At 42.0% G+C, this 23,511-nt stretch carries 11 protein-coding genes; 3 read left to right on the top strand and 8 right to left on the bottom strand.

Going from position 1 to position 23,511, the window contains the following annotated elements:
• Positions 1 to 28 precede the first annotated feature (28 nt).
• On the top strand, positions 29 to 586 hold the full coding sequence (locus N7U62_RS21915) for a CAP domain-containing protein (protein WP_264140259.1): 558 nt from the start codon (positions 29 to 31) through the stop codon (positions 584 to 586).
• Here the strand turns inward: N7U62_RS21915 and N7U62_RS21910 are convergent.
• Complete coding sequence (locus N7U62_RS21910) at positions 580 to 2,841, bottom strand: TonB-dependent receptor (protein WP_264140258.1); 2,262 nt, start codon at positions 2,839 to 2,841, stop codon at positions 580 to 582. The genes N7U62_RS21915 and N7U62_RS21910 overlap by 7 nt on opposite strands.
• A 216-nt stretch (positions 2,842 to 3,057) precedes the next feature.
• On the opposite strand from N7U62_RS21910, the gene N7U62_RS21905 reads away from it, so the two are divergent.
• Positions 3,058 to 3,915, top strand: coding sequence for a PstS family phosphate ABC transporter substrate-binding protein (locus N7U62_RS21905; protein WP_264140257.1), 858 nt, complete (start codon positions 3,058 to 3,060; stop codon positions 3,913 to 3,915).
• A 149-nt stretch (positions 3,916 to 4,064) separates the two neighbouring features.
• Here N7U62_RS21905 and N7U62_RS21900 read toward each other — a convergent pair whose 3' ends face one another.
• The 5 genes from N7U62_RS21900 to N7U62_RS21880 form a co-directional block, all read right to left on the bottom strand.
• On the bottom strand, positions 4,065 to 6,419 hold the full coding sequence (locus N7U62_RS21900) for a TonB-dependent receptor plug domain-containing protein (RefSeq protein ID WP_264140256.1): 2,355 nt from the start codon (positions 6,417 to 6,419) through the stop codon (positions 4,065 to 4,067).
• A gap of 43 nt (positions 6,420 to 6,462) precedes the next feature.
• Positions 6,463 to 6,960 (bottom strand): YfiR family protein, encoded by a 498-nt coding sequence (locus N7U62_RS21895; protein WP_264140255.1) that lies wholly within the window; start codon positions 6,958 to 6,960, stop codon positions 6,463 to 6,465.
• Between the two features lie 40 nt (positions 6,961 to 7,000).
• Positions 7,001 to 9,151 carry a HAMP domain-containing methyl-accepting chemotaxis protein gene (locus tag N7U62_RS21890; RefSeq protein ID WP_264140254.1) on the bottom strand — a complete coding sequence of 717 codons (2,151 nt, stop codon included), beginning with the start codon at positions 9,149 to 9,151 and terminating at the stop codon, positions 7,001 to 7,003.
• 483 nt (positions 9,152 to 9,634) lie between these two features.
• Positions 9,635 to 10,807, bottom strand: a complete 1,173-nt coding sequence (locus tag N7U62_RS21885) for an MFS transporter (RefSeq protein WP_264140253.1) — start codon at positions 10,805 to 10,807, stop codon at positions 9,635 to 9,637.
• A gap of 53 nt (positions 10,808 to 10,860) precedes the next feature.
• Positions 10,861 to 12,096 carry a 3-phosphoshikimate 1-carboxyvinyltransferase gene (locus N7U62_RS21880; RefSeq protein ID WP_264140252.1) on the bottom strand — a complete coding sequence of 412 codons (1,236 nt, stop codon included), beginning with the start codon at positions 12,094 to 12,096 and terminating at the stop codon, positions 10,861 to 10,863.
• A gap of 200 nt (positions 12,097 to 12,296) precedes the next feature.
• Between N7U62_RS21880 and N7U62_RS21875 the strand changes: the two genes are divergently transcribed.
• Entirely contained in the window at positions 12,297 to 12,467 is a 171-nt protein-coding gene (locus tag N7U62_RS21875; RefSeq protein WP_264140251.1) for a hypothetical protein, read from the top strand.
• Positions 12,468 to 12,497: 30 nt separating this feature from the next.
• Here the strand turns inward: N7U62_RS21875 and N7U62_RS21870 are convergent, their stop codons facing one another.
• Both N7U62_RS21870 and N7U62_RS21865 read right to left on the bottom strand, forming a co-directional pair.
• The gene (locus N7U62_RS21870) at positions 12,498 to 13,646 is read right to left on the bottom strand and encodes a caspase family protein (RefSeq protein WP_264140250.1); all 1,149 of its coding nucleotides are present in this window, start codon (positions 13,644 to 13,646) and stop codon (positions 12,498 to 12,500) included.
• Positions 13,647 to 13,656: 10 nt separating this feature from the next.
• Positions 13,657 to 23,490, bottom strand: a complete 9,834-nt coding sequence (locus N7U62_RS21865) for a LamG-like jellyroll fold domain-containing protein (protein WP_264140249.1) — start codon at positions 23,488 to 23,490, stop codon at positions 13,657 to 13,659.
• Positions 23,491 to 23,511 lie beyond the last annotated feature (21 nt).

Genomic DNA, 23,511 nt, shown 5'->3' with positions numbered 1-23,511 from the left:
ATGTTGATACATCAAAACAGACTTTGCTATGAATAGTTCATATATGACTTGCCTAAAAACTTTCAAACTGCAAAAAACACCATTGAAGTGGGCGTTACCCGTCCTGCTACTATCCTTCATTCTGCTCTCTTGCGATGATGGAGATGAAAAGTCTGAAGAAGAAGTCGCCGATGAGGCTTATATTCAAGAACTACTAGACCAACACAACACCTACCGCAGCGATGTTGGGGTTTCAGATATTCAATGGTCGGAAGAACTGGCCCAATCGGCTCAGGCCTGGGCAGATGAATTAGCCAAAACTTGTGTCCTGGCACATTCCAGTACAGAAAATGGTGAGAATATCTGGAAAGGCACCAGTGGCTTCTTCACAGCCAAAGATGTGGTGAATACCTGGGGGTCAGAAAATTCTTTTTACAACTATTCTGACAACAGCTGCGACGATGGCCAGGATTGCGGACACTACACGCAAATCATCTGGGCAAAATCTACAGAGCTAGGTTGTGGGATGAGCACCTGCGATGGCAATGACATCTGGGTCTGTCAGTACAGCCCTGCAGGCAATGTCATAGGTGAGAAACCCTATTGATGAAGTGTATATCTCAAGCCCAGAAATCCACGAATACCCTGATTAGGAGCATATACATAAGAAGGATCGAAGGTTAAGGCATTGGGGTTTTCTGGTGTACTCAATACATTTCCATTCGTATCAAATTGTACATTTTCATCAAAAGGATCATGCGCTCTGGCAATGCTATTGGCCGGCGGAGTAAAATTCAGCAGGTTTTTGACCCCTCCATAGATCTCCAGGCCATTGACAAACTTTTTAGTAACCTGAATATTCTGAATGCTAAACCAGGGCGAATAATCACTTCGATCATCCAGCTCGCCCAATAAGGGCAATCGCATGGGGCCATAGAGATTGCCCGTATAATCGACCGATATCAAACTCGCTCCGAAGGTGTATCCCACATTCCATACCCCAGATACCTGTTCAGTCAGCAGTTGCCTTTTGCTCTCTCCATTTTCGTCTAATCGTACATCCATTACAGTAGCGCCTACCAGGGCATTGAGTCCATTTTGCCAGGAAAGATCGAGGTTGAGCGAAACTCCTTTAGAAACTGCCGACCCATCCAGATTGCCATATCGTATCTCGTTAGGATCGCTTTCATAATCCGGCACGATACGGTTGTCGAAATAGGTGTAAAAAGCGGTCGCATCTACACCTATGAAAGTCTGATTGCTGGTCGTCATTTTTTTCACAAAGTTGAGGTTGGTGTTCCAAGATCGCTCAGGATCCAACTCCTCCTCGAATACCACATCTCTGGCTCCTGTCAGGGCAGCATGATCTTCAGTAAAGACATTGGCGACCCGATAACCATTGCCAATACTCAGGCGTATCGTATTCTTTTTGTCCATACTAGTCCATTTATAATTTAGGCGAGGAGATAATATTTCTCCATGAATGGAATTGTAATCGAATCGCATTCCCGCCAAAAGTTTATGCTGCGAATTGATTTCAAATTCGTCCTGCACAAACAATCCAGGCAAATAGGTCAGGTGCTCATCCTCTGTAGCGACGGTATTGTCATTGTAGTAAGTGACCCGATAGGCCGCACCTACCAGTAGGTTGTGTCGCTCAATACTCTTATGCCAGGTCAATTGATTGAAATAAATGTTCTGCTGTGCTTGATAGGACAAGTCGCCGTAGTACGAATCCTGGTTGTGACCATTGGCGCTAAACTGAAAATTGATGGTCTCACGAAAGGGCAATTGATAGACACCGAAAACCTCCCATCTACGGGTATAAATACTTTCTCCATAGACATCCGTTCCCCCACGATTCTCGGGAGTCCATTGCATTTCGCCTCCCCAGCGATCCTCATAGACATAGCGCCCCGCTATCGAAAACTGCCTGCCTTGCTTTCTTTTCATCGTCCATTTATTGAAAACTGAAATACGATCCTGCAGCGTCAGATCAGTAAAATTATCTCCGTTGTTATCGATAGGGTTTTGGTAATAGAAGTAGTTCAAACCTACAATTGACTGAAGGTTTTTCCCCACATTGAATTTATAACCAAGATCGGAATTGATCTCTCCCCAGCTCGTAGCAAAAACATCTGCAGAAACCTTAGGAGCACGATCTGCTGTTTTGGTAATCAGGTTCAGCAAACCACCGACTGCCTCCGAGCCATAAAGGGTCGATGCAGGCCCCTTTACCACCTCTACCCTTTCAATCAAGGCCTGAGGAATACCCGTCAAACCATATACAGTAGACAGGCCACTCACAATCGGCATACCATCGATCAATATCATCGTGTATGGTCCTTCTAAGCCATTGATATGAATATCTCCCGTATTACATACATTACAATTGATCTGCGGGCGCACCCCATTTACATTTTGCATGGATTCGAATACTGAGGGGTTAGGATTGGCTTTGAAAAACTTAGGCGAGTAAACATCAACCGATACAGCACTTTCCATTTTACTAATCTCAGTCATCGTGCCTGATATCACCACCTCATCTAGCGCCGTACTTTCCTCTTCCATTATCAGCTCGATGGCCAGTTTTGACTGATCCAAAACAATAGATTGCTTGATTGACTTATATCCAACCATTCTCACTAAAAGTTGATATTCTCCATAAGGCACTTTAGGTATTGATATCCTACCTGATTCCTCCGTCGAACCACCGTAGTGCGTGCCTTGCAACCCCACACTCACAAACTCTAACGGCCCGGTTTTATTAGAAACTTTTACATCCAGTTGACCAAAATCCTGAGCTCTCAAGATCCAAGGGAACAAGAATAAAACAATAAATACCGCTTGTAGCAACTTCATAAACAACAGATTGTGATAATTATTTAGATATGCAAACTTAATTATTTAGTCTAACCTAAAAAACTAATTGGTATTTTTAAAAAATATTATTAGCAACACTTGATTATTACACTTAAAGATTTGATCTCATTTTGTTAACACATCTAAAGCGACTTTTTGATTCATCCTGAATTGATTTGCGGCTTATTTCACAATACTATGAGTATCAATCAAGCCATGAGAAAAATTCAAATCCTATCTCTGTTCATTTTACTATTCTCTTCTTGTAGCCCTGGCAAACAAGAAAAAGCTACCCTTAGAATAAAAGGCAGTGAATCAATGCATGAAACATTTATTGCCTTAAAAAAAGATTTTGAAAAGCTCCAGGATACACTGGCTATAGAAATCGAAGGAGGAGGAAGTAAAACGGGTTTGATGGCCATACATGATCAATCGGTAGATATTGGACTGTCTTCCTATGCCTTTGATCTGGATTCAGTACTGGGGTCCAGTCATGGCGTGGCTGAAAAGGTGGTAGCCCATGATGGAATCGTTATCATCAACAACGACAACAACCCCATCGGGCAACTCACAAAAGAACAAATTGGTAAAATCTATCGAGGAGAAATCAAAGACTGGAGCGAACTGGGAGGCAAACCGGGTGAGATACTTCCGCTCGTGAGAGATGGCAACTCCGGTACACAAAAGTACTTTTCAGAGTACTTCGGATTGGATAAAACTTCTGAGCGCGTAGAAGTGGCAGAGGACAACAAGGAAATCGTTCAAAAAGTCTACCAAGATGATCGCAGAATTGGCTTCATCGGATTTGCCTATGTCACCTTGCATGTACAAGACCTGCAACTGCCTTCCAACATAGAAAAAGACACTTTCTTTATTTCTCCTTCGTTCAATTCTATCAGAAAAGGTGAGTACCCTTTGAAGCGTGATTTGAGAATATACTATCAAAAGGAAGGGAACAGTCGAGTCAATTCGTTTATGACCTACCTGGCCTCCGAAAGAGCCCAAAACATCATCGAAAGAAATGGGTTGGTACCCAGCCAATCAGAAAACTATTTAAGCGAACTGACCCCATAAAATAGGAAGGGCCGGAGCGCAATGCCCCGACCCTAAATCCAAACCACCTAACCTACTCTTTACTCACATGGTGAGTCCTGAATGTTGCAAACTACGTTTTGCTGTATTCAGCTTATTTCTTTCTTGCCAGGTAGTGAAGGCAAGTCGACTTATTTGAGTCTATAGTTGAGGCCAATGCCATACATGGCGCCAATCTGACTCAAGGTTGCGTTTCTTATGTTGTCTGTATCTGCAATCATCCCAGTATTACTGATATCGTTACCGAATGCATAAACTGACAACTTATCTTCTACAAATTTCTTTTCAACTCTCAAGTTGATGATTGTTCTACTGCTGTTTTCAGCCACCGTAGCTCCATCATATCCAGGGAATACTACATTCTCGATCAATGATGCATATCGCTCTGAATCATAGATGTAACTAGATTCAGTTCTAAATTCAGAAGTCTGAATCAAACTGGCGACCACATTGAAACCCTGACCAAATGAATAATCCACTTTGAACCTGAATATGTGTTCAGGAATAAAAGCTGGGTCTGGTGTAGGATCGTCCGTAACCGTAGCTATATCAAAATCGCTATTCTCTTGATATTCCCATTCCGTTTGGTTCCAGGCATGAGAGGCTTCCATCACCAAGCCAGCAATTGGGAAAAACTTCAAAATGGTTTCTGAACCCACTGACTGACCTTTCACATAATTGCCATAAAGATAGTAATCGGTGATTCGATCATCTGTGATCGAGACTTGATCAAATTCAATTGCATCTGCACTCTCACTGATACCATCTGCAATGTTGTTCAAGTAGAGACTCGTATTGAACTGAAACTTATCTCCAATATTCGATTTCAAACCAATCTCCCAGGTTTGAAATTGTGTAGGCACTGTTTCGGACCCATTCTTTGCTGCGATGTTGGGCGCGCTCTGAGTTTGAACCAACCCTGATATATCTTGTTGACCTTGAGCTGAGTTAACATAACCATTAGCTTGAGCTTGTGCTGTAGCATCATCTGCTCCTCCCTGGATCGCATTTTCATAAACTTGCTGATAAACTGCATTTGTAAAAATACCCGTCCATGTCGCTTGATCTGGGGTTTGAAAAAGGAACAAGTTTACGTTGGTACTATTGAAACCGGGTGTGGTATACGACTGAGTAAACCCTCCCCACAGGGTTATGTGTTTGCTTGCAATGAAAGAGGCTTTGGCCATGGGAGACAAATAATACTTGTCGTTTACCAGCGAGTAATTTTCCGCTTTTACACCGAGAGTAAAGTTCAATTTACCATCCAGCAGCTTCACCTTATCCTGAATAAAAACTCCTTTTAAGCTTTCATTTGCTTGAGGGTCTACATAGTTGATGTAGTCGGTTGAGTTGATGTTATGAATATCAAAGTTGACAAATCGATAGTTGGCACCTATACTCAAATCATTAAACTCACCTAACGAAAAGTTATCCTGAATTTCCAAATCAAAAATTGAATTGGAAATATTCATTCCTCCTCCAACTTGATAAAAATCATTCTCGATGTTGGTAGATGCTCTGACGAACAAACTATGACTTTCACTAAAATCGTGATCGAACCTAATGTTGGCCACTGTACGGTTGGCATTCACCTCATTGAGATAAGAAATATCATCTTGCGAAATCAAATAATCTGTGCCATAAACGCTGGTGTAGACATTTTGATTGTAGGCATTGAAATGTATTCTGGCTGAAAACTTTGATCGATCAGTCAAATTATAGTTCAACTTAGCACCTGCACTGTAATAATTAGATGTTTCATAGTCCTCCTCAAAGTCAGACGCCGTTACATTCGGATTGTCATCACCATTTTCATATTTACCCGCCAAAGATTCCCAACCAGAGAAATATCTGTACTTGGCATATGCTGAAATCGCTAAATCCTCAGTCACCTTTCCTCCTGCCCTTACGGACACAGCTGCATATCCTGGAGCGGCTCCTTCTGCCTTTACATTGATGCCATCGTACTTCTCTGGGTTTTTGGTAAAGATATTGACCACACCAGTAGCCGAATTGGCTCCATATATTGTCCCGCCAGACCCTTTGATCACTTCGATACGATCAATCTCATCTAGTGGAATGTCAAAATTGTGAAAGTTAAAAACTGACCCCATTACATCCTGAATAGGAGTCCCGTCTAACAAATAAAGCACTGTACCCGGATCAGTGTTGACCGGTGTTGAATTCCTCACTGATGAGAATACATGGGAATATGAGCTTTGCATTCCCCAGTATCCTGGTACATTTCTTAATACTTCGTGCAGGTTGGTCGCACCAGACTTGCTGATATCTTCTGAAGTCACTACATAGATGGCAGACGCTACGTCCTGCAATCTTTCGGCTTTTTTGGACACAGAGGTAATCTCCATGTTCATCAGTTCCTCAAGAGATAAATCCAATATCTCCTCGTCACTTTGAGCGTTTGCCTTAGTAAAAATTAGGCATAGCAAAGCCAGGCTCAATAAAATTGAGTTCAAATACTTCATTAAAAAATTGATTTTAGTTTATCTAGAAAATGTTGTTAACTGCTTAGTTAATACTTTCTCCAAGGGCCAATAGTTTGGAACTAGGCACCATCTTTTTGGATTCTATGTTTTGCTTATCGATTTTGAATCTCAGCTTTCCTCCTTCCAAAAAGAAGCCAATATCCGCACCGTTGCCTACTTTGGAACTGTTGTCAGATACGAGCAGAATGCTCTTCTTAGCAATGAAATTGGTGTACAAGCTAAGGTTTTTATCTTCTGAAGAAGGCACATATAGCATGTGACATTTCGCTGCATCAGATGCAGAATTGATAGAGATTACTTCTATCCCTCCTTTGGTTGCGGCAAAGCTCGCCAACTTCTCTTTCACGTCGGTAGATCCTACGATCCCTACTGTCAAAGTACCTGGATTGGTTGGCCACTGCACGTACTCAGAAAATTTATATATAAACAAGGCCTTAAACTTACTCTCCTGTGCAAACGCCTGCTGAGATACACAAACTGCCGAGAGTAGGAAAGTTATGATTATTAATGTCTTTTTCATTTTATCGAATTATAAAGTTTTACCAGTTGATGATTGATGTCTATTGTCTAAGGATAAATTGTCCTGCAAACTCCTTCAAAGATGCTGCCACTTTTGTCAGCTCTTCTGATTTTTCGTTATAGTTGTTCATTCCAGAAGAAAGTTCTGTGGCCGAACTCGCCACTTCTTCGGTACCTGCAGCTGTTTGTTCTGCGATGACTACTACCGATTCGGTAATGGTTACTACCTGATTGATACTCTCCCCCTGTTCTTTAGTCGCATTCATGATATCCTCTGACAAGGCCAGAGAGGCATTAGTCGACTCTGCGATTTCGTTAAAGGCGGCTGAAGCCTCAGTGGTAGCAGACGAACCCGTACTAACACTCTTGTTCATCGTCTCCATGACACTTGAGGCTTGTTGCGTATCCTTCTGTACATCTTCTACCAGCTTTTCGATTTCCTGGGCTGAATTTCTCGAATCCTCCGCCAGCTTTCTAATCTCCTCTGCTACTACTGCAAACCCACGACCTGCTTCACCGGCCTGAGCTGCCTCGATCGCAGCATTCAATGCCAACAAGTTCGTCTGAGAAGCAATGTCCGTGATCACACCCAATACTCTGGTGATCTCAGCAGAACGCTGGGTCAATACATTAATTGACTCATAAGTTTCTTTGGCATAGGTAGCAATCTCTTGCATCGCACTACCGATATTATCGATCATGGTTCTACCACGCTCACTCTTAGCCACACTGGCTTTCGCCGCCTGATTGATAGACTCGGCCTTGCTACGCATTTCATTGGATGAGTTCAGGATGCTTTCTACCAGATTAGAAGACTCATCTACTTTGACCACCTGATTCTGAGCGCCAGAGCTCATCTGAGCAATAGCCGAAGCGATTTCGTCGGTGTTCGAATTCATCTCCACACTCGCATTCAGCATCTCTAAGGATGATTCATCCACAATCGCCGCATTCTTCACGATGTTAGCAATCAAGGTATTTAGGTTATCAGATGCGGTATTCAAACTGTCGATCAACAATCTGATTTCCCCTTTGCCTTCGCCATTGTAGTGAGGTCTCAAATCCCCTTCTGCCATGGCTGCAATAATTCTTTTCACTTCAACAATCGGAGTAGCAAATGAATGCAATAGATCATTGACTGCAGAAGCCAAATCTTTCCAGGCCCCGTCTTTATCATCCACGTTTACTCTGGCCTCCAACATACCTTCTTGTCCAGCCAACTTCACCACTTCGTTGGTTTCTTCGATTACTCTGATCAGGTTGTTTCTCATGGCGAGCAATGCATTTCCTAATGCATCTTCACTGCTCAATGAAGTAAAATCCGCGTTCAGGTTTCCTTTGCCAATCTGCTCTGCAAATTCGGAAGAAGATCTAAATCCTTCGATCACCGAATTGATCCCTTCACTCATGGCGCCAATTTCGTCTCTGTTCTTGATTGTGATTTTTTCAGGGATCTTACCAATTTGAATTTGGCTTATCGTTTCTTGTAGATATTTAATTGGGGAAGTAATGTTTCTAGACAGCCAGTTGGAGATCAAAAAGGCAAATACTGCTGCCACAACACCTAAGAAAATAATCGTGGTAGTAAGGCTGCTGAAAGAAGACTGCATGGTCTCTTTCAATTCTTCAGAATGTTGGTTTTTAATTTCTATAGTAGCATTTAACCTCTCGATCAAATCATCACTTTGCGGCACAATGTTACTTTCGATCAGATCTTCACAGATGAACACTGTCATAGGATCTTCATAGTCCATTCCTGTTTGAAGACTTTCCATGACTGTTTTCTGATCAGCCAGAATCTTTTCGTAAGAATCAATAATCGACGTTAATTCCTCCTTTTCTTCTGCCAACTCCATCTTGTCGACCATTGATAATACCTTCTCCTTTTGAGCGGGATATAGGGTATTATGGATTTCCGTCAGTTTTTCTTTGTCTTTCTGATAGGTGCTGATATAAACCCAGTTGGTACTGTAGGTTTTGCTCTCAGAGATCAAGTTGTTGAAATCTCTTAACGTCTCCAGCGTAGGATTCACTTCGTCCGAAATGGTATTGAGCACGCCAATACTGGTGTTCAGGGTCAGTGAGGTATATACGACGTTGAACAATATGACTAGAATCAAAACCAAAAAACTGGTTCGTATCTTCTTGCCTATAGTCACGTTCATGTTTTGAAAAAATGACTTTACCTTCATGAGAAAGTTGGTGTTTTGGACATTCATTATATTCAGTAGATGTTTATGGTTAATAAACTAGGTTTTGGTGTTATCTACCGTGCAATGCTTCCCGTTTGGAATCAAATACAAGGCAAAATTGGCTGAAAGGGATGTCTAAAACAATCCGTCAATTCTCATAAATTTCGCCTCGGTATTTTTGCCTAGACTTTCTATAGGTAAGCTTCAGGCACATATAGGACACAATGTCCTCCTTGTGAGCGAGTTAGAAATGCTGCGAATACTGTTTTATTTTCCCTTTTGCTGCCTGAGACCAAAATAAATATCTGGTCACATTCAATTTACAAAATAATATTCTAAAATTAATTCAAGCTGTTGAACTCAAACATAGAACAGCCACAAATTTTAGAAATGAAAAGATAGGGGCTTTTATACTTTAATATTCTAAGTAAATCCCCTAAAAATTGTGATTTCATTGAAAACAAACAGATTTTTCGCAGAAGATTATTTCTGCTTCCTTTCCAGATTTGAATATTTTGGTCCCATCAGCAAGCCAACAACCGGACCGATGGCCAAAAGTGGTAGTAGATATGGAAGTGCATAGGAACTCTTCAAGAAATCCAACAATTGGATACTGAAGATGGTAAGAGCAAACCCCAGACAGTTGACTAAGGTCAAGGCGCTACCTTTCAGCTCAGGGATGGCTGAAGAGGCTACCAACTTAGAAAACATAGGTGAATCGGCGATAACAAAAGTTCCCCAAACCGCTAAAAACAAATAACCAATAAATGTAGGTGCATAGAGCAGCACGAATGGTGAAACCAAACAGCACAATGCAGAGACCATCAGGCTCAAACGCGCCACATTACCACTGCCCCATCTCTGTGAACTTAATCCTGCGAGTACGCAAGCTCCAGCTCCTATGGCAATGATGACAAACGATAGAATAGAAACCTGATAAGGTTCAACCCTTTGCATGGCAAGAATTGCCGGCACCAAAGCCCAAAAAGTATACAACTCCCACATATGCCCAAAGTACCCAATGGCTGCCTCTCGGAATGCGGGGATTTTAAAAACCCGCAAGGTATGTTGAAAATTAACTCCAGATCCTGGTCGACGAAAAGGCCCGTCTGGCACAAAAACCAGAATCAACAAACCACCAATTAGGCAAAGAACTGAGGTTGACACAAATACTGCTTGCCAGGGGAGTTCAATCAATAAAGATCGGAGCAAATGGGGCAATGCAGTTCCTAATACCAGAGCCCCAACCAAAAAACCCAAAGACCTACCTAAGCCTTTCTCGAAATAGTCAGCGGCAATTTTCATCCCGACTGGATAGATCCCTGCGAGGAAAAACCCAACGAAAAATCGGAATACTGTAAAAAGAACAATTTCTGGAGATAATAATAGAACAGCGGAATTGCTAAGTGCAGCCAGTAGGGCACTCACAAAAAACACTCGCGAAGGAGAATGGCGATCTGCTAAATTGAAAAATGCGTAGAATAAGGTGCCGCAAATAAATCCCAATTGCACTGCAGAAGTCAGCCAACCCATCGCCTGATCCGGAAAACTATAGGCCGCCATCAAGGCTGGCATTACGGAATTGCTCGCAAACCACACCGAAGTGCAGAAAAACTGAGCCAAAACGATAAAGATTAATACTTTGGTCTGATTCACATGTTTCGATTATGTGCCTTCAACCCTATTTCAGCTCAGACAGTTCCCTGTTTCTATTTTTCGCTAATTTGAATACCGGCCATTTTCAGGTGATCCCAGTATTCAGGGTAGGACTTTACGACTACTTCTGGTTCGTTGATGATCACATCATAGTGCATACACACGGGCGCCAAAGCCATCGCCATCCGGTGATCGTCATAGCTATCAAAAGTGATCGGCTGACTCACCTCCTGACCTGCTGGCATTGGAGTCAGTTCCCAAACGCCTGCTGAAGTCTCTTCTAGTTTAGCTCCCAGCTTAGCTAGCTCAGTAGCCATAGCCGCTGTACGATCTGTTTCTTTGATTCTCAGACTTTCCAACCCAGTCATTTTCAGGCTCACTCCTTTCACTGCTGCACATACAAATACGGTCTGAGCCAGATCTGGACAGGATTTGAAATCAATATCCAAATGAGATTGAATCTCACATGGGGTCAAACGCACACTGTCACCATCGAATTCTGATTTGACGCCTAAACCTTCCATGATCTGCACGATGGCACTGTCGCCCTGATTGGATTTTTCTCTCAATCCTTTTAGTGTGATATCGGCATCAGAGGCCAATGCCGCAATGCTGTACCAGTAACTCGCTCCTGACCAATCTGATTCGATGGTATAGCTATTGCCCTGGTAGGCCTGTGGTTTTACGCTTATGGTTTTTCCTTCGAAGCTACTTTCTATACCAAAGTGCTTCATTAGGTTCAATGTCATTTCGATATACGGTCGACTGTAGATTTCCCCTTCTAGTTGTAAGGTCAATCCTTTTGGTAAAGTAGGTGCGATCATCAGCAGCGCCGAGATATACTGGCTACTGATATTGCCAGGTATAGTTAACTCTTCAGTCTTTTGCGTCCCAAATGGTTCGAACTGCAAGGGTGGATATCCTTCCTCTCCCAGGTAGCTGATGTTGGCTCCTAAATCGTTCAATGCCTCTGCCAATATTTTGATGGGACGTTTACACATGCGCGGCGTACCAGTGATCTTACGTGACTGAGAACCAGTTGCCAAATAGGCTGTCATAAAACGCATCACCGTACCGGCATCCAATACATCCAGCATTTCCTCATCAGAAGACAACAATCTTTTCATGGTAACTGTATCTCTGGCTGTGGATAGATTGTCCAAAGCAGCCTGATCATGTCCCAGTTTTTGTATGAGTAAGGCCCTATTGCTTTCGCTCTTAGAAGAGGTCAGGGGCACTGTCAATTCCACTTTTGGGTCATGTTTTTTGAGAAGTATCGCGTCACTCATGTTTACTCGTCTATAATTTGAACGGCAATATTAATCCGAAAATCAGAGAGGCGCTACTCCGATGACGGGATTTACCCCTTGTTCAAAAAAATATTTTAGGAATATTGAAGTAGAGATAAACTGAAACAAATACTTTTTCGTTAAAGAATCATCCCGACATGGCAATGTTTTTGCTATTACAGAGATAAATAAAGTGTGAGATGAAAAAGAAGAACAAAAAGGAAAGAAACAGCTTCTTCCCCACATTGATTGCAGGGTTGACAGCTACAGCAATTGGATTTGCTACCTACACGATGATCAAAGGCGACAAGCCCCCCAAGCGAGTAGAGCGATATGATTCAAAGAAAAAAGAGGAGCGGTTATTTATATAACCGCTATTTTTTTGTCTCTTCTTTACGTACTTAATAAGTTTCGATCACTCTTCTTTTGAAGATAAAATCACCTCCTTCGTCTCCTGTATTTCTAATCTCACCAAACTGAGGCGTATTAGGACTGTTGTTCAGTACCGCAGGCTTTAATTGGTAAAACAATTGTTCTGAAGCCAAGTACTTCTCCTCATTTCTTTCCAGGTTTTTCAAAAGGTATTTCATGAAGACACTTTTATCTGGCACTTCAGTAAGTGTACCGCTGGTCATGGCCTTTCTACTAGGGATTTCATACAGTTTATTGATTCCCATACTGGCGTCTTTAAATGCCTTTCTGGTTTTGAAGATCGATCCTCCAAAACAAGCATCTGTAATCAGCAAAGTATGTTTAGAGTTGATTTCACGAATGTACTCTGTCACTGCACTGTTACGCATCCAATCCCTTTTTTTATCCTCTTCTGCATCTCTTGGCAACCAATATCCATTTTGTGCCTGCTCATCCCAGTAGCCATGTCCCGCATAAAAAATGAGCAAATTATCATCTCTGGTAACCTTGGAGCTCAACAGGTCCAAATTATCATAGATTTCATCACGTGTCGGGTTTTTAAGCAAAGTTGCGTTCTCTGGATCAAAGGTATACTCCTCGGTCAACATGGTATAGAGGGCCATAGCATCGCTGATCGGATTGTCCAAATCTGTAATAGCTGGATCGTCATAATCCTGAATCCCTATAATCAAAGCATAGTATTTTCCCTCTGCCTCCATAGTTGGTGGTGGGGGTGGCAACTCTCTTTCCATCTGATAAGTACGAGAGAAGGTATTCCCTTTTACATCCACTGCCTCAAAACTTAGGGTATTCATGCCCATCTCCAAAGGCACCTGAGCAACAAAACGTCCTGTCTCCTGAGAGGGAATTACAGCCGAATTGTTAATCCAAAGTCCCTGAACACCATCCTCATCCGTGATGATTCCTTCTACCTCCACGTATTCTACCATGACTTTTTGAATGAAGCCTCGGCTCTTGTTCTCCTCAGTCAGGTATTCTGGACTAATGATGTCCAGGTACATGGGTGAATTAGTCACATAGTTCAGTGACACCTTTGCACTTTTTCCTGATACAGTCTGACTGTATCCGGCCGTAATGGCCAAAAAAGTGATTGCAATGAATAAAAAGACCTTTTTCATAATTGATTCATTATCTAATATAAACTACGCGCTTATTAAATACTTTTCTATACGAAGCTGTTACCACCTCTACTCTCACCAGGTAGGTTCCTGATCTAAAATCTACAGCCGCACCTTGTCCTGGATTCACATTGAACTCATGGAAACCCTGACCGAGATCACTATGAGTTTGCAATAGTATCTCCCTGCCTGAAAGATCCAGGAGCGTGATGTTCAAATCAGTGTTTTCAGACTGAGTCGCTACAGGTATTACAAAGTCATCATTAAATGGATTTGGATAAGGACTGCTCATCAAATCCGCATTCAAATTAATCTTGGACAGCAACTCATCTTTTCGTCCATAGTACAATTCAAAACTCGTACTTACTCCTGATGACTTAAATGTATAACCAGTAGTCTGAGACAAGTCAACTAGCTCTTGATTATCAACATCCCATAGTAATAATCCATATGTATTCCCCTGAAGAACCATATTGTCCCAAGATAGAGTCACCTTACCTCCAGTGGTTGAGTTCACGTCAAACTCCCATTTGTGGTAGTCACCAGAAGAAACTATCTCCTTAGTCAGGTTCTCGGCAAATTCGATATCCAAATACTCCGGCAACCTAGGAAGCACATGGGCATCATTTTTGTCGAATCCAGCTTTAGAGTCCTGATTCATACCTATCTGAGTCACATTGTAGCTCAACTGAGCATCTTGAACTTTCAATCCAAAAGACCAATTATCAGAACCCAAGATCCCTTCGTTCACCGTAACGCTGCTTCTAGATTGGATTCTGGCAGAATTAATAGCTGTGACTGGTATCATCAATGAAGAAAGCCCATCTACATTTTCGAAGAACCCTCCTTCAAAAACATTAAGTGTTGATGAATTACCCCAACCCCCTTCATATACAAAAAGTGATGAAGCAATACCATTTGCTGCTAAAACCTCATTCCAGTCTATCGCATATGGATATGGGTTACCGATTTGGTTCCATCCAGTATTTAGAGTGATTTCGAAGGGGGTATCAAAACTGGCCGATACCGTTTCCCCAGTAGGTATAGAGAAACTCGTTTGCTGCGTATTCAGGAACCAGTACCCTTTACCCGCTTCTAAATTGGAAGTAGAACTTAATTCAGTATTACTAGTCCCATTGTATCTCAGCAATCTCCATACATCTTTTCCTTGTCCACTCAGATCACTGAACACATCTGAAACGCTTACTGACTTCAATGGAATACTTATGATTCTATAATTTGAGGACAAAGATCCAGTCGAAACATTGACATTACCCACAGAAGAATTGTCAGAGGAAATAGATGTAGAGATCGAATAAACTTCTGAAGAAGTAGTAGACCCTGAAAAATCAGTTACATTAATAAAGAAAGTTAATCCCAAAAGATCAAAACCAGAGGTTGGGATACTGAATTCGTAAACTCCATTATTCAAAACCCCATCTACAAATCCAATAAAATCAGGATTGAAATTGAGGAGTACTTCTTTATCTGTAGAACCAAAATAACCAATTGATGCACTTTCAATACCTAGACCATCAGGGTCAAAGGCACCTGCAGAGACCATGACCGTAGAAGTCGTAGACAAGTCGACAGATGAAGGAAAATTCACTTGCTCAATAATTGGGAATTCCTCTATATTTTCAATCGAAATAGTGAAATCCTGCTCAATTACCGAACCTCCATTATTGTAACTCACAGTGATATCATAGCTCGATTGAGCCTCAAAATCAAAAGATCTGGCTGATACCAAACTGGTCCCGCTAATGCTGAAATCAGAAGAGCCAGATACCAAAGTATAGGTTCCTTCCTCTGAGAACACTCCGATTTCAGTTCCAGATTCAAGGTTCTCAGCTATAGTTGAATTTGATAAATCAAAACCAGACGAAGTTCTTTCGGATTTATAAATATCTACAATTTCTGAAGTTGTTAAAGACCTTCCATAAATCCTAATATCATCAACTACTCCATTAAATGTATTTGCTACACCAGATTCGGACCCACCGATAGATGTCAAGTTTGAAACTGTAGTTGGACTATGGGCAGTTTGTGTGGCATCCAAATAACCATTAATGAAGAATGAAATTTGATCGCCTGTTCTGGTAAATGCAATTAAAGACCATTTACCTGCAGATAATGCACTTGAACTAAACACAGTAGAGTTATTAGTTCCTTCTTTATAATTATAAGCCAATCTTCCGTCTGACCAGATTATGAAATCTCCATACTCACTTCCAGAATCCCATGTAATACGACCATTTGACCCAATCTCATTAGGGTTAACCCACAAAACAACAGACATATTACCTGAAATATTTATTCCTGAACCATTGTTGATGGACAAATAATCATCCACGCCATCAAAGCTATATGCACCCGAATTATTCTCATACCTATCAACAGCAAGCGACGGATTCAGACCCGTTGACGATCCATCCCCAAGGGCAACATCATTCCCATTCAATGACTCATCAACCAAACTCCCTCCAGTAAATGGATAATAAGCTACCAATCCAGCTTCCTGAGTTACATTTAAGATCCAGGTTTGTGTGGTAAAACCATTTTCTGCTATGACATCAATCGCTACTGAAGAGGTAAAATCGACCGGAGATACCGCACTCTCAAGTGCCACTCCATTCAATTCCGCACTAGCACCTGTTGACAGTGAATAAGTCACTACCTGATTGGTGATGTCTCCAGCAGATGCAATGTTATGCTCGATTGTTTTTGTATCAGGATCTATCAGCGCCACACCAATTTGATTCGTCAATTGGAAGCTTAAGAATTCCGTTTCGTTAGAAAGTCCTTCCCATCCTTGTTGATAAAGATTGGAAGCTTGTGTGGGTGTAATCAGGTCAGAATAAATTCTAATATCATCCAAATCGCCAATAAAGAAATTATTCAAATTGGTATTGCCTGCATCAGAAGCTACCCCAATCAGCAAGTCTTCAATAGTATCAGGATTAATACCATTGCTCAAGGTGGTGCTTTGCTCTGAAAGCATACCATCTATATATATATTGATACCATTGTCACGATCAATGCTGATGGCATAATGGTGCCAATGACCATCATTCATTCCTGTTCGGCTAGTGGTCAAAGAGGCATTGCCTACCCCATCCTGAACCATAAAGAATTGAAGTGATCCATCACTCAACAACAAGGTCAAATAACCTGTCGCTCCGTTAGATTTATCGAAGAGAACACTTTGAGCAGCATTGCTGGATTTGAACCACCCAGAGAATGAGAAGTCCGTACTTGTTCCAACATCGAAGGCTGAATTGCCGTCAACCACTATATAATCGCCTCCATCAAAGGTATAAGCAGAACTAGCATTACTCAACCTATCAGCGACAGCCACTGGCATGGTCGATATATCAGCCCCATCTCCTAACTGGCCGTTAAAACCATTACCACTCTCGTCATTTGCATTGGCATTGAATGGATAATAGGCAGTCAATAAACTGGCTGTCTGCACAGAATTATAGGCAGCCACTGATTGTGTTGTTCCTGCTACTGCGACTAACTCGACAAAATAAATCGTCTCAGAATTAAGTCCTGTGGCAGTAAAGCTAAAGGTAGCAGCATCCAGTGATTCACTGAATTCTGGAGAGTCGAACACATCGCTATCGTCTATCACCAATTGATATCCCTCAGCATCTACCACCTCTTCCCAGTTGACTGTAAAAGAAGAACTGGTGATACCTGTAGTAGAGGTGAAGACTGGCAATGCCAACTCTACATCTACACCCGCATCATTTGGATTGAAAATTAAATCTTTTGCACTGCTGGTAAGATCAGGAACAGAGAATGATCCATCGCCTAAATCCGTGGTAGTATTGAACTGCCAATAGCCCACCAATCCGGTTTCAGTACCCACCAATTCATTTTGAAGGTTATTAGAAATCTCAGTTTGTGTTCTGGCTATATTCCAGAATCTAAGCTCGTCGATCTTGGCATCCATATTTGGCACCACATCCAATCGCGAAACATTACCTCCATTCAACCATTCAAAAGCCTCTTCCTTTACTAAAAATCCATTCATATAAATGTATTTCATCCCATTCGAGTAAACGAAAGCAAAATGATACCATTTGCCTGGATCAAAACCTCCTAGTTCAGTATCATTCACAGCAGTCCAGCTATCCACAGAACCTGCCTCACCATCTCCTGTATGAAACTCTACATTCCTAAATGTCTGAGCTTCATCTTCGATATACTGAATATTTGTATTTTGTAGTTGCACAAACTGCCCATAAACTCCAGCAGCAGGAAACTGATCTACATTCACTAAAAACTCGATGGTCATTTCCGTGGATACCTGATCAGAAAAATCATCTGCTCCAAATCCACCTATACCATCTGCATCACCAAACTTAGATAGTGGCTCCAAAACATCCGAAAAGATGGTATAATATGCTTCCCAGCCTTGTGATACCACCAATTGATCCGATTCGAATACCACCAACATGGTATTGCCAGTTGAGGTAAGCTCACTAGGAATAGATTGTCCTGAGAATCTACCTAAAACAGGAGCACCCGTATCGCTACCGTCATAAATGGTTACAAAATCATAATCTAATTCAGTATCAAATGAGTTAAAACCAAGGGTGATCTTTTGTCCTGTACTTCCCTCTATCAACCATGAACAGCTAAAACCATTTTGATATTCATATTCATTACTGCCATCATTAAAGGTGCCTTGACTAGCTGTCAATACCTCGTTTTGACAGATGATTTCAGGAATGACCTCTAGTTGAACTTGAGTTGTGTCACTTAATCCCAAGGCATCTTCTACGGCCAATCGAATATTTAATATCGGATTTACATCAAAATCCAAAGCGGTCTCTAATATCAATTCATTCTCGGTAATACTAAAGAATGCATTGTGAGTATCTCCAGTACCGGCAACCAAAGTGAAGGTATGGGTGTCTCCCGGGTCATCCTCTGTACTCAAGTTAGCCACGGTTGTACCTACTTCATGAAAGTCAAAAACAGAGCTAGTGGAAAGATTAACCCCTACAGGAGCCGCATTCACACCATCACTAACCAAATAATTGGCACGACTGATAATCAAATTGGGTGCTGCGGTATTGGTCATTCTCACTGTGTAGGCACCTTCTAAGCCATCGGCCATTACAAAAGAATAATCTATCGCAGTAGCTCCAGGAATCGTGTCGTTGTTATAGAACCATTGGTAGACAGTACCTGCGTATGATTCCGTCGTACTCAAGTTGGCAGTGACTCCATTGGCCACCTCTATCAACTCCTCCTGCTCTATGAGCTGAGGATGATAGACATAGGTGTTCCCAGCATTGGCTATCCCCATATTGGCAACTATATCCGCAAAACCTATTTTATTGTAACGGACATAAAGTCCTTTTTCTACAGTAAACGGAAGAGCACTCAAATCAGGGATAGAAGTAAATTCGTTATTATTTAGATAGAGCCCTTCAAGATTGGTCAAATTAGCAAGTTCCGCTGGAACTGCTCCCGTTAGGTTATTGAACGAAATGGCTATATCCGCTGCGTTTGTCAGATTACCTAGCTCTACTGGTATGGTTCCAGTAAGCTGATTTCTATACAAGTACAATAAATTCAAATTAGAAAGCTGACCTAAACTAGCTGGTATGGTTCCTGTTAAGTTGTTATTGTTAAGGTAGATTTCAATCAAATTGCTCAAATTCCCAATCTCAGCTGGAATGCTACCTTCAAACTCATTGAGACTGATGCTCAAAATTTCCAGCTTAGAAAGATTTCCAATCTCTGTTGGGATCGTTCCCGCTATCGAATTAGAATGAATCGACAGATTTCTTAACTCAGTAAGATCCCCAATTTCAGCGGGTAAAGAACCAGAGAGATTATTATCTGGCAAAATCAAATCCGTGACTCTTCTATTGGCATCCAAAGTGACTCCATACCAGGTATCCATTGGCTGGGAAACATTCCAACCATTGACCCATGCTTCTCCAGCGGTACTACCATAGAATGTAACGAGGGCCGCTGAATCTGTCGAAGAGCTATAGTTCGTGGTAAGCGCCTCAACGGTGTTAGAATAGGCTGAAGTATTAACGCCATCTGTTGCATTGACTCTGGCGAAGTAACTCGTACCTTGAGTCAATCCTGTGGCAGTAAAGGTCGTTTCGGTCACTGCCTGATCGATCACTGGTGAGGTAAAAACATCATCCGTGGCTACCTGTACATTGTATCCTGTTGCATCAGTAACTGCACCCCATGACAAATCAAAAGTAGTATTGGTCAAATTGAAAGGTGCATCGACCACCGGAGCAACAATAGAAGGTAAAGACCCTCCTTCACTGACAAACACATCTTGAATGGCATTCACCCCGATGAACTCATCGTAAATTCTAACATTGTCAATGGCTCCAGTATAGAAAGTATTTTTAACACTGGATATATCCTGACCAGAGCCTATCAAAAACTCACGTGTATCGGTAAAATTATAAATGTTAGTTGCCAATGCATTTCCCGCATCAAACGCGCCATCTAAATAGATGGCCATCCCTTGATCTCTATCGAGTACTACAGCCACATGGTGCCAGGTACCATCATTCAGTCCTGTGGTATTACTGGTTAGGAATTCTCCGCCATATAAATTGATTGTCCCAGTGGCATCAATGGCTACTATTAAACCATTCGTTCCGTCTTCTTTGAAGATCAAATCACCATAAGTCGTAGAGGTAGTATTGAACCAACACATGGCAGTCACATCCACATCTGTTCCCCAATTGAATCCTGCATCATGAGGCACAGCTATATAATCTCCTCCATCGAATGAAAAAGCCTGACTGGCTACACCATCTCTATCTGCAGTTAAGGTTGGGAAGGTTGTAGCTGTCACTCCATCTCCCAGGTCCCCTGTTCTGCCATTACCACTGTCGTCAGTAGCATCTCCAGCATCGAATGAATAGTAAGCCAATAAACCATCTGCCACTGTCACTGTAACCGTATAATCTTGCGTCACATTGCCATTGTTGGAAGTGACCGTGTATACTACTGAGTTTGTAAAATCATTCGCTGTTGTTCCGCTGGTTTGAGCGACACCTCCGATATCTACCGGACCTCCTCCAGTAGTCTCAAAACTAGCCACCAGGGCAGTTACATCTGTTCCAAATGCTACCTCTATATCTACTGTATTGCTACCGATGGTTGCTGTACCTGTTTGCTCTGGGAAGGAAAATGAACTCAATGTCGCATCCTCATCTATACCATAGTAGCTAGATACTTCCCAAGCTTGAGTAGTTACTCCATCTTGAGCCGTGATTGTATAAGTAACCGGAGAACTGTAGTCATCTGATACCCCGCTGGTACGGCTCAATCCATCCACAGTAGCAGTAGCGCCAGTGGAAAGTGTAAAATCAAAAGTCAAATCAGCAGGATCAGCCAATGCATCCAATTCTATCCGAATAGTATGTAAGTCTGTGTCTATCGTCGTGCTGTATACATAGTCAGAGTTGTTAGCTGCTGCAGTTGCAGTAAAAGTCAGAAAGTCTGTTTCTGTACTGGCTGCTACTCCATACAAATCTGTAACCTCGCTAGCAGTAAGTGCCTTGGTATAAACAGCTATGTCATCCAGGCTACCGTTAAAGAAAAAATCCAAACCAGTATTATCCACACCGCCTGCTACACCAATCAAAAAGTCCTCTACACCATCTGGGTTGATCACATTAGTTAAGGAAGAATTACTGGTACTCAATGCCCCATCGATGTAAATCTGCATTCCGGCATCTCTGTCAGCAATCACAGTGTAGTGATGCCAGGCATCATCAGCAAATCCGGTGGCGCTTGTCAGACTGAAGCTTGTCGCTCCATTGACCATGTACCAGTAGATTGAGCCATCTGACTGAACCATTGCAAAATAACCTACTGTTCCATCAGACTTATCAAACAGCACTCCCTGGGTAGTAGTTTTGAACCAACCTGATACAGAAATATCGGTAGCCGTCCCAATGGAAAACGAACCAGAAGTCGGCACAGCGATATAGTCACCTCCATCGAAGGAGTAGGCCGCACCTGCAGTAGCATCTCTATCTGTAGTTAATGTCGGGAAGGTAGTAGCTGTAACACCATCACCAAGTGCTCCATTATTGTTATAGCCCGTAGCATCATTGGCATTTCCTGTGAAGGAATAATCGGCTATTAGTTCAGTAGGCGCTTCATCATTGTATAGATTAGTAACCTCCGAGGCTGTTAATGCGTAGTTATAGATTTTAACTTCATCCATCGCCCCAGAAAAAAACGCATGCGTTAAAGCATCTCCGAGTGTTATTGGAAGGGTAGAGTTAAAAGCATCGGCAGTATTGGTAGTATTGAGTACTCCTACCTCTGTACCATTTAGGTAGGTTTTAACACCCGTTCCAGATTTCCAGGTCATCACTACATGACTCCAAGCGTTCAAAGCTGGAAGCCCTCCAAAAAGAAAACCTCCTCCGAAAACCTCTACTTTGAGTTCATTGGCCTGAGTACCTCCATTACTAGAAAGTAGAAAATCAAAACCACTGGTATTATCATAATTGGATGCGATAGTTGTCTCACCTTCCGGGAAGCTACTTGGTTTGATCCAGGCAGAAACAGTAATACTACCATCTGTAGAAGGCATAGAAGTACTTCCTGACAATTCCACAAAATCATCTACCCCATCAAACTGGTATGCCTGATCAGCTAATCCAAACCGATCTGCTGTACCAACCATTGTTCCGTTCAAAACACCGTCATAGCCGTTACCAGTCGCGTCAGTAGCATTTCCTGAGAAAGGGTAGCTAGCTAGCAATTTATCCTCTAAGGTTAGGGTATATATGTCTACAGTCGAAGTGTATGTAGAACTACCTATTTCTCCTCCGGCAAAAAACACTTGATCCCCAACACTTGCAGCCCCAAACCAGGCGCGCGCTTCAGATAAAGCCGCACTACTCCAAGTATTCGTAAGATTATCATAAATATCTATATTAGATGACCATACAGACCCAGCTGTTTTACCACCAGCAAAAAAGGCCTTACTTCCAAGATTTACAGCAGTCAATTGATCACGTGCTACAGAAAGAGATGTTGTACTCCATGTATCAGTACTATTATTGTAAATATCGACGGTAGCTAATCTAACAGATGCATTCCACCCACCAGCAAATATGGCCTTATCACCAACTGTTGTTGCACTCAAAAAATACCGCGCTTCAGAAAGTGTTGAAGTAGTCCAAGTTCCTGTACTATTGTCATAAATATCGACCCTAGAAGATGGTCCTGACCCTCCTGCAAAAAAAGCCTTGTTCCCAACTGTAGTTGCACTCAATTGCTCACGAGCAACCGAAAGTGTGGCTGTAGACCAAATTCCTGTACTATTATCATAAATATCGACTACTGCCGAAGAAGCACCATTATAACCACCTGCAAAAATAGCTTTGTCTCCTACAGTAGTTGCACACAAAAGCCTGCGAGCTTCCGTAAGAGATGCTGTGCTCCAAGTATCGGTACTATTATCATAAATATCGACTACTGCTGAGTTCGTTGCTGAAGTTGAATTATAACCTCCAGCAAAAATCACCTTATCTCCTACAGTAGTTGCACTCAACAGCTGCCTATCCTGTGATAAGGTAGCTGTAGTCCAAGCATCGGTACTACTATCATAAATATCGACTACCGCTGAGGTAGATGCAGCATTAATCCCCCCCGCAAACAATACTTTAGTTCCAACACTTGCTGCTGCCATATGTGACCGTGCCTCTGAAAGCGTGGCAGTACTCCACTGACCATAAACTGAACTTGAGATCAAAGTAGATACTATCGTTATCAAAAGCATCAAGTGGAAGGTGGGCTTTATATTTTTTGTCATTATTTTCATAATTAAGACGAA

The sequence above is a fragment of the Reichenbachiella ulvae genome, from assembly GCF_025833875.1.
Lineage (GTDB): Bacteria > Bacteroidota > Bacteroidia > Cytophagales > Cyclobacteriaceae > Reichenbachiella > Reichenbachiella ulvae.
Note: the sequence above shows the minus strand (reverse complement) of the source record. Positions and strands in the feature narration are given on the sequence as shown.

Excerpts from the sequence above, each read along its gene's own strand:
- N7U62_RS21915 (WP_264140259.1), top strand. The coding sequence starts at position 29 with ATGAATAGTTCATATATGACTTGCCTAAAAACTTTCAAACTGCAAAAA.
- N7U62_RS21910 (WP_264140258.1), bottom strand. The coding sequence starts at position 2,841 with ATGAAGTTGCTACAAGCGGTATTTATTGTTTTATTCTTGTTCCCTTGG.
- N7U62_RS21905 (WP_264140257.1), top strand. The coding sequence starts at position 3,058 with ATGAGAAAAATTCAAATCCTATCTCTGTTCATTTTACTATTCTCTTCT.
- N7U62_RS21900 (WP_264140256.1), bottom strand. The coding sequence starts at position 6,419 with ATGAAGTATTTGAACTCAATTTTATTGAGCCTGGCTTTGCTATGCCTA.
- N7U62_RS21895 (WP_264140255.1), bottom strand. The coding sequence starts at position 6,960 with ATGAAAAAGACATTAATAATCATAACTTTCCTACTCTCGGCAGTTTGT.
- N7U62_RS21890 (WP_264140254.1), bottom strand. The coding sequence starts at position 9,151 with ATGAAGGTAAAGTCATTTTTTCAAAACATGAACGTGACTATAGGCAAG.
- N7U62_RS21880 (WP_264140252.1), bottom strand. The coding sequence starts at position 12,096 with ATGAGTGACGCGATACTTCTCAAAAAACATGACCCAAAAGTGGAATTG.
- N7U62_RS21875 (WP_264140251.1), top strand. The coding sequence starts at position 12,297 with ATGAAAAAGAAGAACAAAAAGGAAAGAAACAGCTTCTTCCCCACATTG.
- N7U62_RS21870 (WP_264140250.1), bottom strand. The coding sequence starts at position 13,646 with ATGAAAAAGGTCTTTTTATTCATTGCAATCACTTTTTTGGCCATTACG.
- N7U62_RS21865 (WP_264140249.1), bottom strand. The coding sequence starts at position 23,490 with ATGACAAAAAATATAAAGCCCACCTTCCACTTGATGCTTTTGATAACG.